The organism is Halobacterium sp. MBLA0001, from assembly GCF_049705385.1.
Lineage (GTDB): Archaea > Halobacteriota > Halobacteria > Halobacteriales > Halobacteriaceae > Halobacterium > Halobacterium salinarum.
This window is the reverse complement of record NZ_JBNAMQ010000007.1, coordinates 1345250-1357329: the sequence shown is the minus strand read 5'-3', so window position 1 is coordinate 1357329 and position 12080 is coordinate 1345250. Positions and strand designations below refer to the sequence as shown.

Below are 12080 nucleotides of genomic sequence, written 5' to 3'. Positions count from 1 at the left end.
CGCGGTCGCCGATCACACACACCTGGTTTTTTCGCGCGTCGACGCGTCGCCCAAGCGTTCAGTCGTCGACGACGAGTTTCCCGCGCATGCCGGCACCCTCGTGGGGGATGCAGAAGTAGTAGTACTCACCGGGGACAGTGAGCGTGACCTCGTAGGTGGCGCCGGGTGAGATGTTGCCGCCGCCCTCGACGTTGTCCTGCCAGGCGCGCCTGGCGTCCGGCTCAGTGTCGAAGCCGCCGGACGCGAAGTACGACGCCCCCTCGGGCAGTCCGCTCCCATAGGCGGTGACGGTGTGGTTCCGGGAGCCCGTGTTCGCCCACGTGACCGTGTCACCGGCGGTCAGCTGGTGGGTGGCCATGTCTTCGCCCTCGACGGGCTCCTGCGGGACGAACCCGTTCGACACCATGCCGATGTCGTAGTCGGACTTCGAGACCGATGGGCCGATGCAGCCAGCCAACACGCCCACTGAAAGGGTGGTTCCGCCGGCGAGAAACGCCCGACGATGCATGTCACACGGTTGGGCTGTGGCGTATTTATTTGCCGCGGTCGCGGGTGGGTCGCGGATGTAAACACGTAAGGACGGGCCACGTGTTTGGCGAGTCGTATGCAACCGCGCTTCGTCGGTCGGTTAGGGGTGGCCGACGCCGTGACCACGGCGAACGCGGCGCTGGGGTTTCTCGCGGTCGTCACGGCACCCAGCAACCCCCGGCTCGCCGCCCGGATCGTGCTGGTGGCGGCGATCGCCGACGGCCTCGATGGGGTGGTGGCGCGCCGCCTCGGCTCGACGCCGGCGGGCAAACACCTCGATTCGCTTGCCGACGTGGCGTCGTTCGGCGTTGCGCCGGCGTGCATCGTGGTCGCCGCCACGGGGAACACCTGGCAGGCGGGGGCACCGGTGGGGATCGGGGCGCTCGTCGTCGGGGCGGGGTTCGTCGCCAGCGCGGTCGTCCGGCTGGGCCTGTACACGGCCTACGACACCGGCCACGAGCACACGGAGGGCGTGCAGACAACGCTTGCCGCCACGCTGTTGGCGGCGGGCGTGCTCGCGGGCGTCGAGCAGCCGACGGTCATCGTTGGGGCTGCGGGGGTGCTGGCTGTGTTGATGGTGTCGACGATCGAGTACCCAGATCTGTTGGTTCGGGACGCGCTCGCGATGGGCGTCGTGCAGGCGGGCGCGGTGGTTGCGCCGGCGGCGCTGGCGGGCGCGTTCCCGAAGGCGTTGTTCGGGTGGGCGGGCGCGTACCTGGTGTTCGCACCGCGGTTCTACTGGCGAGCGGCGTAGCCAGCGCCCCCGAAGGGAAACGCTCATAGGCGCGCTGGCGGAACGCACGTGTATGAGCGACGGGGACGAGGAACCCGCGGAGACGACCGAGGAGGCCGGTGAGGCGGCGGACACGACTGCCGTTGATCCGGACACGCTTGAGTCCCGGCTGGACGACGCCGAGGCGGCGCTTGAGGCGGCCAGCACCGAGTCCGACCTCGACGACATCGAGGCCAGCCTCGACGCTGTCGCGGCCGACATCGAGGCCGCCGAGCTCCCCGAACCGGACGACGACGACGAGGAGAGCCGCGAAGCGGCACTCACCGATCACCTCGCCGAGGTTCGCGACGGTGTCGACGACCAGCGCGGCCCGTACGCCAGCGACGCCGCCGAGACCGTCGACGCCGCGCAGTCCACGATCGCGGAGACGCGGTGGACCGACCAGGGCGAAGACGACCTCGCGGCCGTCGTCGCCCAGTTCCGTGAGGCGGCCGGCGACGCCCTGGGGGAGACGTTCGACGAGACCGGTGATCTCGGTGCCGACCTTGCGGCGGTCAGTGAGCGGATCTCGGCGGCGGGGTTGGACGCCGACGCGGACGCGAACACCATCGAATCCCTGGTCGCGGCCACCGACAGCCTGGACGAGGGCGTCGCGGACGCCCAGGAGTGGGACGACCTCTCAGTCCGCCAGAAGCTCCGCGCGGAGGGGTACTATGAGGTGATGGGTGACAAGCATAAGGACTTCCCGCCGGAGTGGACCGCCCTCAAGCAGTGGGAGCAACGCGGGAACGTCGAGATGATCCTGCTGTGCATGGAGCATTTGGACGACTCGGAGTTCATGCAGCGCCACTGTCTGGACGCGCTGTTGCACGTCGCGAAGCCGGCGGCACTCGACGCGGTCGGGCAACTGGCTGCCCGCCGGGACCCGAAAGCCATCGAGGTCGTGGGGAAGATCGGCGTCGAAGACGGCCTCGAACACATCGAGGAGTACGTGGCTGAGGACGGCAGCCCGAACCTCCGGACGACCGCGCTGAAGGCGGTCGGGGAGATCGGCAGTCGTGAGTCCACGCAGGTCGTCGCCGACCAGCTCGTCGCCGAGCGGGCCGACGTTCGCAGCCAGGCCGCCCGCGCGCTCGGACTGATCGGTGACACGCGCGCGATCGCGCCCCTCGTGGACATCCTGGAGAGCGATGACTCCGAGACGGTGCGGGCGTCGGCGGCCTGGGCGCTCGTCCAGATCGGCACCGAGGCCGCGCTGGAGGCGGCCGCCGAGTACGCCGACGACCGGGCGTACGTCGTCGAGCAGGAAGCCACGAAGGCCGTGACCGCGCTTGACCATCGTGACGCTGCCGACGCTTCGACGGGGAGCGCGTAAGTTCAAGTAGGGACGCGCGGCCAGCAGGGCGTGTGTTCGCTCGATTGGCCGTGGCCGCGCTGCTCGCATCGACGACCATTGTGGGAGTGGCACCGAACCCGGCCAGCGACGGCGACGCCGGCGAGTTCGTGGTCGTCTCCTTCGGGACGCCCACGAACACGACCGGGTGGACGATCACCGACAGCCACCACCGCGCCGCGTTCCCGAACCGGACGCTCTCCGGAACCGTGGCGGTCTCAACCGCGCCGGCCACGACGAGGTCCCGGACGCCCCATCCGGTCGTCGAGGTGACCGGGGAGTTGTCGCTGTCGAACGCCGGCGACCGGGTCACGATCCGCACGCGACACAACCGGACCGTCGACGCGCTGTCGTACGGCCGTGCGCCCACGGCGGAGCGCTGGGACGGCGACACGTGGACGCCGCTGGGGGCGACGGATTTCCCGCCGGTCGCGGCGACGAACGTCTCGCTGTCGGCGTTCGTGCTCCCCGACGACCCCGGGCAGCCGGTGGCCGCGATCGCCGACGCCGACCGGCGGCTCTACCTGGCCGGCTACACGATCACGTCGACGCGCGTCACGGACGCGCTGGTGGCCGCCGCGAACGCCGGCGTGGACGTGCGGGTGCTCGTCGGCGGCAGCGTCGCCGGTGGCGTGCCCCGCGCCGAGATCACCCAGGCAGACCGGCTCAGTGCAGCGGGCGTAGACGTGCGCGTGCTTGGGGGTGAGCGCGCCCGCTATCGGTTCCACCACGCCAAGTACGTGGTCGCCGACGACCGCGCGGTCGTGCTCTCGGAGAACTGGAAGCCGTCCGGGAGCGGCGGCCACGCCAACCGCGGGTGGGGCGTGTCGGTGGCCGACGCTCGGCTGGCCGCCCACCTCGCGGCCGTGTTCCGCGCCGACACCGGGTGGCCGGACGCACAGCCGTGGGCGGCGGCTCGGGACACCCTCACCGCCCGGAACCGGTCCGTGGCCTCCGGCGAGTTCGCCACCCGGTTCCCGCCGGTCACGACCCAGGCTGACCGCGCGGTAGTACACGTTGCACCGGACAACGCCCGCCAGGGCGTGCACGCGCTGCTCGACAACGCCACCGAGTCGGTGGTCGTCGAGCAGCCGCGCCTGGATCCACACGGCGAGTTCACGACCGCGCTCGTTGACGCGGCCAAGCGTGGGGTCCGGGTGCGCGTGCTGCTGTCGGGGCGGTGGTACAACGAAGCTCAGAACCGCAACACGACCCGGCGGCTGAACGCTGTTGCTGACGCCCACGAGCTGGATCTGGCGGCGGCGATCGTCGAGCCGCGGTCGCGCTTCGAGAAGGTGCACGTGAAGGGCGCGGTCGTCGACGGCGAGCGCGCGGTCGTCGGCAGCCTGAACTGGAACACGCAGGCCGCCACGGAGAACCGGGAGGTGGTCGTGGTGATCGACGATCCGGCCGTCGCAACGTACTACGGGCGGGCGTTTCGCGCCGACTGGCGGGGCGGCGCGTGGCGGCTCCCGGTCGGCGTCGCGGTGGCGTGTTGTGTCGCCGTCACTGCCGGCCTGTTCGCGGCGGCCGCCCGCGTCGAATTCGAGGCGGGTTAGCGCTGTGGGGCGCTCCGGAGGTCGGCGTCGAGTTCGGCGTCGGCCATCTTCTCGATGAGCGCGTCCAGCACCGCATCACGCATCCCGGGAACGAACCGGATCGAGCCGACGACCAGGTGGCCGCCGCCGGAGACGCCGGCCCCAGGGAGCTCATCGTTGAGTTCTTCGACCATCGTGGGGATGTCCAGGCGCACCCCGTCCGATCGGAGCACCGCGAAGTCCGGGCCGTAGCCGATGGTGATCACCGGCTCCCCGGTTTCCTCGACCTTGCGGTCGTGGATCTCGCCGGTTGTTTTCCCCGGCGCGGGGTACGTAAAGCGGTGGGCGTGGTTCTCCACGTCGATCCGGTAGAGGTTCGCGCCGCTGGCGACGCGCTCGTGTTCGACGTGGCTCCGCGTGGCGTCCAGTTGCTCGGCGACGGCTTCGCTGGCGAGCCGGTCGAGGAACGGCACGAGTTCGCGGTGGCGCTGCGCGTCGCCGTCCACGTTCAGGATGTCCGCGATGACCTGCGTGCCGTGGTCGTACCGGAGCATGTACGCCTCGTAATCGAGGGCCTCGCTCATCTGCTGGAGGAACGACTCGTCGTAGCCGGCGTCCCGGGCGAGGTCCAAGTAGTCGGTCATGGCGTCGGCCTTCGAGCGGTCCGAGAGGCCGGCAACCGCGGGCACGTGTTCGAGGTCGCTCGTGATCCCGGGGTAGATCATGCGCGCGAGCTCCACACACAGCATCCCGGTGGTGATGCGGTAGTCCTCGCCGTGCAGGTAGGGATTGACGTGCTCGTCGACCAGCGGGTCGACGGCCCCCGGATCGGGGTGGTGGTGGTCGACGACGACGATCGGGATGTCGTAGTTGTCCAGGGTCTTGTAGGCGGGCGTGTCCTCTTCGGTGCTGCCGTTGTCAAGCATCAACAACAGCGGGAGCTTCTGGCCGTGGCGGGCGCGATCCTCCAGCGCGAAGTTGAGGTCGCGGGTGGCGTCCTCCATCTCGTAGTAGGGGGCCTTGCTGGGGAGGCGCTTGAGGAGGTGGCGGGCGGCGTCCTCGTCCTGGTGGGTGTCCTCGATGAACTGCCGGAGGGCGTACTGCACCGGGAGGCTGGCGCACATGCCGTCGCCGTCTGCGTGGTGGCGCATCCGGATGGGACGCCCCTCCAAGACCGCGCGGCGGAGTGTCCGCGCGACCGACCGGAGGTCCGGCAGGAGCTGTTCGAGCGCCGGCCAGTCGACGAGCGCGTCGACATCGACGGGGTCTGCTTGTTCGGCCAGCGCCGCGTCGAGGCGGCGCGCGACGTCGGCGCTGTCGCCGCCCGACAGCACCTCGAAGGCGTCCACTTCGAGTTGGGTGGTTCCCTCGCGGTCGTCGGCGTCGCCGCTGACGTGGACGATGTCGCCGACCTCGACGCCGGGGTGGGCGCGCACGCCGGCGTCCTCGAAGGCGGTGCAGGGGATGGCGCTGGTTTCGTCGCGCACCCGGAACACCGTGGGGCCGGCGGTCTGCTTGATCTGGACGACCTCGCCCTCGATGTGGACGGTGTCTCCGATCCGGGACCCGACGGCGTCGGCGGTGGTGCGCTCGTAGGCGTGGCTGCGCTGTTCGGTCTGATACTCCTCGGGGTCGACGAACTCGAAGCTCAGGTCGCCGTTGTCGCGGACGGCCGACAGGTGCACGATCACGTCGTCGTCGACCGCCAGGTCGGGGTCGCCGGAGTACGTCGATTCGTGGATCAGTCCGGAGACGTGCTCGGAGAGGTCGACGAACGCGCCGTACTCCACGACACCGTTGACGGTGGCGTGGTAGTATTCGCCGGCTTCGACCTCCTGGGTGGTGCAGGAGGCGTCGAGACGGACGACGGTTGGCGCAGCGGCCTCATCGCCCACAGTGGCGTCAGTCATCTTGTCTAGGGATTGGCGGCGGCAGTTTTAACTCCTGCGAGGTTCGGCCTCGGCTGTGCCGGCAGCGAGTCGGAACCCTCAACTTCAGCGGGCGCGGACACCACGGTATGTTGTTCGGTGGCCGGCCGTCCGTACTCGGCATCGCCGAGGACGCCCTGGAGTTCGCCCGGGAGGCGGCCCAGGACTCTCACCCCGACGAGTACCTCGGGCTGTTGCGGGCGACGCCCGCGTCGGCGTTCGATCTGGACGCCGACGACGGATACGTCGTGACCGACGTGCTCGTGATCCCGGGCACCGAAACCAACCCCGTGAGCGCCACGTTCGGGTCGACACAGGTGCCCAACGACATGCGCAACGTCGGCAGCATCCACTCCCACCCCAACGGCGTGCTCGCGCCGTCGGACGCCGACCGGTCGATGTTCGGGAAGGGGCAACTCCACATCATCCTCGGCCACCCCTACGGGCCGGACTGCTGGCGGGCGTTCGACAGCGAGGGCGAACCCCGCACGACGACGGTGCTCGACGTCGACTTGCCGGACCCCGAGTCGTTTTTCGATTTCACACAGGCCGACATCGACGAGGAGTTAGAATGACACGCGTCGTCGCGCAGGGGACGTTCGACCTGATTCACCCCGGCCACGTTCATTACCTGGAGGACGCGGCCGCGATGGGCGACGAACTGCACGTCATCCTCGCGCGCCGCGAGAACGTCACGCACAAGGACCCGCCGGTGTTGCCGAACCGCCAGCGCCGCGACGTGGTGGCCGCGCTCGACCCCGTCGACCACGCCCGGATCGGCCACCCCGAGGACATCTTCGCGCCGATCGAAGCCATCGACCCGGACGTGATCGCGCTGGGGTTCGACCAGCACCACGACGCGGCCGCCATCGAAGCCGAACTCGCCGACCGCGGCCTCGACTGCGCGGTCGAACGCGCGTCCCCCCGCGAGGCGCGCTACGACGACGAGGTGCTGTCCTCGGGCGACATCGTCGATCGGGTGCTCGCCCAGCGCGGCGACTCGGATCCGTGAACGGCCGGGCAGCGTGCGCTCACAGCCCGAGTTCGCGGCCGATGACGAGGTGCTGGATCTCGCTGGTGCCCTCGCCGATCTCCATCAGCTTGGCGTCCCGGAAGAACCGCTGGGGGGCGAAGTCCGTGGTGTAGCCGTAGCCGCCCAGCGTCTGGACGGCGTCCTCGGCGACCTCGCGGGCGGCCTCGCTGGCGTCGAGCTTGGCGAGCGCGGACTCACGGGTGACCGACTCGCCGGCGTCGTATTTGCTGGCGGCGCGGCGTGTCAGGAGTCGGGACCGCTCGATCTTGCGGTGCATGTCGACCAGCGTGTTGCGGACGGCGTCGAACCGGGAGATCGGCTGGCCGAACTGCTCGCGGTCGGTGGCGTACTCGCTGGCAGCGGTGTACGCGCCCTGTGCGAGCCCGGTCGAGAGGGCGGCGATCGAGATGCGGCCGCCGTCGAGTGTTTTCTTGGTCTGCGTCCAGCCGTCGCCTTCCTCGCCGAGCAGCCGGTCGGCGGGGATGCGGCAGTTGTCGAAGGAGATCTCACAGGTGGGTGAGGCGTTCAGCCCCATCTTGTCCCATTCGGCCGTGACCTCGAAGCCGTCGTCGGCGGGGTCGACGATGAACGTGGAGATGCCGTCGTAGCCGGCGTCCGGGTCGGTGACGGCTTTGACGACGACGCTGCCGGCGACGGAGGCGTTCGTGATGAACTGCTTGGTGCCGTTGAGCACGTAGTCGTCGCCGTCGCGCGTGGCCGTGGTGGACATGTCGCTGGCGTCGCTGCCGCTGGTTGGTTCCGTGAGCGCCCACGCCCCCAGGTAGTCGCCTTCGGCCAGCGGGCGCAGCCACTCGCGTTTCTGTTCGGCGGTGCCGAACAGTTCGATGGGTTTCGCGCCCAGGGAGACGTGGGCGGCGTACGAGAGCCCGATCGAGCCCGAGACGCGGCCGAGCTCCTCGGTGACCGTGGCGTACATGAGCTGGTCGCCCCCGAGGCCGCCGTACTCGTCGCTGATCGGCACCCCGAGCATGTCGAGGTCCGCGAGCGCGTCGAAGACCTCCGTGGGGAAGCGATGCTCGGCTTCGATGTCGCCGGCGATCGGCTCGATCTCCGCCGCGCAGAACTCGCGGACGGTCTCCTGGATGAGCGCGTGCTCGTCGGGCAGCTCGTGGTTCATGCGTCAACGTTTGGCACAACCATGATAAACGCACCGAAAACATGTACTTGTTACAACGGCTGTGTGGGCGGTCCCAGTCGACCCGCCGGACACCCCCGGCGCCGTGCCGACGAACCGCGATGGCGTTGGACATTTGACTCGGGCCGCCGAACCCCCAGTGTGCGCATCCGCCAGCTCGTTCGCGGCACCGTCCCATGGGAGTCACTGGAAGCTGTCGCCCGCGAGCTCGGCGCACGCTACGACCAAGACACCGTGCGGGTCGTGTTCCTCGACGCCGACAACTGGTTGTCGACGCCGTGTGTCGTCAACGACCGCTGGTTCGTGAAAGTCATCTCCGAGCAGAACGCGCTCGTGCACGCGGTGTTCACCGGTGCGCGGAACCTGGGGATGTTCTCCAGCGGCACCGAGGGGTTCTTCGAGCGCTTCGACGGCCCGGTTGCGATGGCCGAACACGAACGCGACGCCACCCGCGATCTCCGGGCGCTCGGCGTGAACGCGCCGCGGCCGATCGAGGCCTTCGAGGTCGACGGCTTCGGCGTGCTCGTGTTGGATTACCTGCCGGCGTTCACGCCCCTGGACGAAGTGCCCGTGGGGGACGTGGCCGCCCACGCGCCGGCGGTCTTCGAGGCGCTGTCCACGATGCACGCCAACGGGGTCGCACACGGCGACCTGCGCGCCGAGAACGTGCTCGTGTCCGACGGCGACCTCTACTTCATCGACGCCACCAACGTCGACACGGACGCCATCGCCGACGCCCGCGCGTACGACCTCGCGTGCGCGCTCGCCGCCCTGGAGCCGCTCATCGACGCCCAGACCGTGGTGCGGATCGCCCGCGAGTCGTACACCGTCGACGAGGCCGCGGCGGACGTCTCCACCACGATGGACGCGCTCTTGCGCGCCCAGGACTTCCTGGGGTTCGTCCAGCTTCGCCCCGACCACGACTTCGACACCGCGGCGCTGACCGGCCACATCGGGATGGCCGCAACGAACGCCCAGCGCGGCCTGTGACACCATGTGACAGTGTACGCGCTATCGTCCATAGAAGACCCATCTTTTTCACGCAGTACAACGCAGACTCTCCCGATGACGTACCAACATTACATCAACGGCGAATGGGTCGACGGCGACGGCACCGAGACCTTCGACAGCAGGAACCCCGCGAACGGCGAGACGCTGGGCACGTTCCAGCGTGGCACGACGACCGACGTCGAGGCGGCGATCGCGGCCGCCGACGACGCCGAGGACGAGTGGCAGTCGCTGTCCCGCATCGACCGCGCGGAGTACCTCTGGGACATCTACCACGAGCTCAAAGACCGCCACCAGGAGCTCGGTGAGGTCGTCACCAAGGAGTGTGGCAAGGAGATCAGCGAGGGGAAAGCCGACGTAACCGAAGCCTGGCAGATGGTCGAGTGGGCGGCCGGCGACGCCCGCCACCCGAAAGGTGACGTGGTCCCCTCCGAGATCCCCGAGAAGGACGCCTACATGCGACGCCAGCCGCGCGGCGTCGTCGGCTGCATCACGCCGTGGAACTTCCCGGTCGCCATCCCGTTCTGGCACATGGCCGTCGCGCTGGTCGAGGGCAACACCGTCGTCTGGAAGCCCGCCGAGCAGACGCCGTGGTGTGGCCAGATCATCGCCGAGATGTTCGCGGACGCCGGCATCCCCGACGGCGTGTTCAACATGGTGCAGGGCTTCGGCGACGCCGGCGCCCGCATCGTCGACCACGACGACATCGACACCGTGCTGTTCACCGGCTCCGCCGAGGTCGGCGAGGAGGTCGCACAGACGGTCGCCGACGACCCCGGCAAGCTCGCAGCCTGCGAGATGGGCGGCAAGAACGGCATCGTCGTCACCGAGAAGGCGGACCTCGACATCGCCGTTCACGCCGCGGTCATGAGCTCGTTCAAGACGACCGGCCAGCGCTGTGTGTCCAGCGAGCGCCTCATCGTCCACGAGGACCTCTACGACGAGTTCAAACAGCGGTTCGTCGAGATCGCGGAGTCGGTTGCAGTCGACGACCCCCTCGACGAGGAGACGTTCATGGGGCCGGCCATCGAGCCCGCCCACGTCGAGAAGATCCAGACGTACAACGACATCGCCCGCGAGGAAGCCGAGAACGTGCTCGTCGACCGCACCGAGCTCGGCGACGACGAGATCCCCGACGGCCACGAGGACGGCAACTGGGTGGGGCCGTTCGTCTACGAGGTGGACTACGATCCGGACCTGCGCTCGATCACCGAGGAGGTCTTCGGCCCGCACGTCGCGCTCATCGAGTACTCCGGTGACATCGAGCGCGCCGTCGAGATCCACAACGACACGCCCTACGGGCTCGCTGGCGCGGTCATCAGCGAGGACTACCGCCAGATCAACTACTACCGCGACAACGCCGAAGTCGGGCTGGCGTACGGCAACCTGCCGTGCATCGGCGCGGAAGTCCAGTTGCCGTTCGGCGGCATGAAGAAATCCGGGAACGGCTACCCCAGCGCGCGCGAGGTCATCGAAGCGGTCACTGAGCGCACCGCGTGGACGCTGAACAACTCCAAGGACATCGAGATGGCGCAGGGGCTCTCAGCGGACATCAACACCGACGAGTAAGCCGTCGTCGCGTCGGAACACACGTTTTTTACGAAGAGGCGGATGGTGGCGAGTGGCCACGAGTCCCGGAATCGTGGCCACGCGCCGATAGCAGCGGTGGTGGGGTGGGTGCGGACGCGGAGCGATGTTGTGATGCCGTCACGACGAGAAAAGCGTCGTTTCCGGCAGTACACAGTACTGGCTCCGACTACTTAAACTCACGTGTCGGTGGGTGCGTGTGCCGGGTCTCGACCTGCCCGCCCGCCACACCGGCTATGCGTCGGCAAGCTTGCGCTGCAAGCGGTCCAGTTCGTCGTCGAGGTTGCGCTTGAAGAACTGCTCGACGCCGGGCACGGAGCCATCGACGACGAACCGGTTCGTGAGCGTCGATCCGTCGTCGGCCGGCTCGATCTCGTGTTCGCCGGTCACGTCGAACATGCCCGACTTGCCGATGAACTTCACGAACGTCGGTGGTCGTACGTCCACGTCGCGTGTCTCCACGTCGATGGTGCGCCGGACGACGGGGATCGGCAACTCGACGTGCCACGTCGTCGTGTCGCCGGTGGTCGTGTAGCTATCGACGACGCTGATGGCGTCGGCGCGCTTCTCCGGGTCGGAGATAAACGCCCAGACGTCCTCAGGGGGCACCGCCAATTCGAACGTGCGCTCGACCCGAACGGTCATACGCGGAGTTTCGGTGCCGTCAGGAAAAAGCCGCCGATTACCGGACTACGCGGGCTCGACCCGCCACGTCGTCGATTTCGACCGGCTCCACTTCTCGATGTCGACTTCCTCCGATTTCTCCGCCAGCTCCGGGAGCCGAACACCGACCTGCTTCGAGGAGAGCCCGAGATGGTCCGCGATGTTCTTCGACCGGAAATACCGTTCACCCCGGTCGACGCTCTCCCGAAGGTAGTCGAGGATGCGGCGTTCCTCGTCGGTGTAGTCGCTCATCACTTGCTGTTGTGGCTTCGTCGGCTTAATGGTTTTCCGGCTACCCCCAGAGCTGGATCGCGCCGACGGACAACGCCGCAAGCACCATCGCCGCGCCGAACCCGATCGCTGTCTGGAACTGCCCGGACGATACGAAGGCGTACGCGGCGGCCGCAGCCGTCAGCAAGCCGAACACGATGCCCACGCCAACACCCTTGTCGGTTTCGTCGGCGGACTGCATAGTCACACGCCAGGGTTGCCGGTGGCGGCCCTTAACTGATT

13 protein-coding genes are annotated in these 12080 nt (G+C 68.7%); 7 read left to right on the top strand and 6 right to left on the bottom strand.

Annotated elements, in window-relative coordinates:
* Positions 1–58 precede the first annotated feature (58 nt).
* A complete protein-coding gene (locus ACOZ32_RS08305) occupies positions 59–508 on the bottom strand; it encodes a cupredoxin domain-containing protein (protein ID WP_010902548.1) in 450 nt (149 codons plus the stop codon).
* Positions 509–604: 96 nt separating this feature from the next.
* On the opposite strand from ACOZ32_RS08305, the gene ACOZ32_RS08300 reads away from it, so the two are divergent.
* From ACOZ32_RS08300 to ACOZ32_RS08290, 3 genes are read left to right on the top strand one after another with little or no spacing between them, the layout of a single operon-like run.
* Positions 605–1282, top strand: a complete 678-nt coding sequence (locus ACOZ32_RS08300; RefSeq protein ID WP_010902547.1) for a protein sorting system archaetidylserine synthase — start codon at positions 605–607, stop codon at positions 1280–1282.
* Between the two features lie 52 nt (positions 1283–1334).
* Positions 1335–2636, top strand: coding sequence for a HEAT repeat domain-containing protein (locus ACOZ32_RS08295; protein WP_285270583.1), 1302 nt, complete (start codon positions 1335–1337; stop codon positions 2634–2636).
* 32 nt (positions 2637–2668) lie between these two features.
* A complete protein-coding gene (locus tag ACOZ32_RS08290; RefSeq protein WP_229373406.1) occupies positions 2669–4213 on the top strand; it encodes a phospholipase D-like domain-containing protein in 1545 nt (514 codons plus the stop codon).
* Here the strand turns inward: ACOZ32_RS08290 and ACOZ32_RS08285 are convergent.
* Complete coding sequence (locus tag ACOZ32_RS08285) at positions 4210–6102, bottom strand: DHH family phosphoesterase (protein ID WP_205251631.1); 1893 nt, start codon at positions 6100–6102, stop codon at positions 4210–4212. The genes ACOZ32_RS08290 and ACOZ32_RS08285 overlap by 4 nt on opposite strands.
* A gap of 107 nt (positions 6103–6209) precedes the next feature.
* Here ACOZ32_RS08285 and ACOZ32_RS08280 point away from each other — a divergent pair, with 107 nt between their 5' ends.
* Both ACOZ32_RS08280 and ACOZ32_RS08275 read left to right on the top strand, forming a co-directional pair.
* On the top strand, positions 6210–6695 hold the full coding sequence (locus ACOZ32_RS08280) for a Mov34/MPN/PAD-1 family protein (protein ID WP_010902543.1): 486 nt from the start codon (positions 6210–6212) through the stop codon (positions 6693–6695).
* Entirely contained in the window at positions 6692–7132 is a 441-nt protein-coding gene (locus tag ACOZ32_RS08275) for an adenylyltransferase/cytidyltransferase family protein (protein ID WP_136361131.1), read from the top strand. Before ACOZ32_RS08280 ends, ACOZ32_RS08275 begins: the two co-directional genes overlap by 4 nt.
* Positions 7133–7151: 19 nt before the next feature.
* On the opposite strand, the gene ACOZ32_RS08270 is transcribed toward ACOZ32_RS08275, so the two are convergent.
* Entirely contained in the window at positions 7152–8291 is a 1140-nt protein-coding gene (locus ACOZ32_RS08270; protein ID WP_285271413.1) for an acyl-CoA dehydrogenase family protein, read from the bottom strand.
* A gap of 159 nt (positions 8292–8450) precedes the next feature.
* On the opposite strand from ACOZ32_RS08270, the gene ACOZ32_RS08265 reads away from it, so the two are divergent.
* Positions 8451–9299 (top strand): RIO1 family regulatory kinase/ATPase, encoded by an 849-nt coding sequence (locus ACOZ32_RS08265; protein ID WP_285271414.1) that lies wholly within the window; start codon positions 8451–8453, stop codon positions 9297–9299.
* Positions 9300–9374: 75 nt separating this feature from the next.
* On the top strand, positions 9375–10886 hold the full coding sequence (locus tag ACOZ32_RS08260; RefSeq protein ID WP_205252540.1) for an aldehyde dehydrogenase family protein: 1512 nt from the start codon (positions 9375–9377) through the stop codon (positions 10884–10886).
* A gap of 252 nt (positions 10887–11138) precedes the next feature.
* On the opposite strand, the gene ACOZ32_RS08255 is transcribed toward ACOZ32_RS08260, so the two are convergent.
* The 3 genes from ACOZ32_RS08255 to ACOZ32_RS08245 are packed head-to-tail and all read right to left on the bottom strand — an operon-like array spanning position 11139 to position 12039.
* A complete protein-coding gene (locus tag ACOZ32_RS08255; RefSeq protein ID WP_136361129.1) occupies positions 11139–11549 on the bottom strand; it encodes an SRPBCC family protein in 411 nt (136 codons plus the stop codon).
* Positions 11550–11594: 45 nt separating this feature from the next.
* The gene (locus ACOZ32_RS08250) at positions 11595–11819 is read right to left on the bottom strand and encodes a DUF7123 family protein (protein ID WP_010902537.1); all 225 of its coding nucleotides are present in this window, start codon (positions 11817–11819) and stop codon (positions 11595–11597) included.
* 40 nt (positions 11820–11859) lie between these two features.
* Positions 11860–12039 (bottom strand): DUF7525 family protein, encoded by a 180-nt coding sequence (locus tag ACOZ32_RS08245; protein WP_010902536.1) that lies wholly within the window; start codon positions 12037–12039, stop codon positions 11860–11862.
* Positions 12040–12080: the final 41 nt, after the last annotated feature.

What these genes read in the sequence shown, in the direction of transcription:
- ACOZ32_RS08305 (WP_010902548.1), bottom strand. Translation starts at nt 508, where the DNA reads ATGCATCGTCGGGCGTTTCTCGCCGGCGGAACCACCCTTTCAGTGGGC.
- ACOZ32_RS08280 (WP_010902543.1), top strand. Translation starts at nt 6,210, where the DNA reads ATGTTGTTCGGTGGCCGGCCGTCCGTACTCGGCATCGCCGAGGACGCC.
- ACOZ32_RS08255 (WP_136361129.1), bottom strand. Translation starts at nt 11,549, where the DNA reads ATGACCGTTCGGGTCGAGCGCACGTTCGAATTGGCGGTGCCCCCTGAG.
- ACOZ32_RS08260 (WP_205252540.1), top strand. Translation starts at nt 9,375, where the DNA reads ATGACGTACCAACATTACATCAACGGCGAATGGGTCGACGGCGACGGC.
- ACOZ32_RS08245 (WP_010902536.1), bottom strand. Translation starts at nt 12,039, where the DNA reads ATGCAGTCCGCCGACGAAACCGACAAGGGTGTTGGCGTGGGCATCGTG.
- ACOZ32_RS08250 (WP_010902537.1), bottom strand. Translation starts at nt 11,819, where the DNA reads ATGAGCGACTACACCGACGAGGAACGCCGCATCCTCGACTACCTTCGG.
- ACOZ32_RS08295 (WP_285270583.1), top strand. Translation starts at nt 1,335, where the DNA reads ATGAGCGACGGGGACGAGGAACCCGCGGAGACGACCGAGGAGGCCGGT.
- ACOZ32_RS08275 (WP_136361131.1), top strand. Translation starts at nt 6,692, where the DNA reads ATGACACGCGTCGTCGCGCAGGGGACGTTCGACCTGATTCACCCCGGC.
- ACOZ32_RS08300 (WP_010902547.1), top strand. Translation starts at nt 605, where the DNA reads ATGCAACCGCGCTTCGTCGGTCGGTTAGGGGTGGCCGACGCCGTGACC.
- ACOZ32_RS08270 (WP_285271413.1), bottom strand. Translation starts at nt 8,291, where the DNA reads ATGAACCACGAGCTGCCCGACGAGCACGCGCTCATCCAGGAGACCGTC.
- ACOZ32_RS08285 (WP_205251631.1), bottom strand. Translation starts at nt 6,102, where the DNA reads ATGACTGACGCCACTGTGGGCGATGAGGCCGCTGCGCCAACCGTCGTC.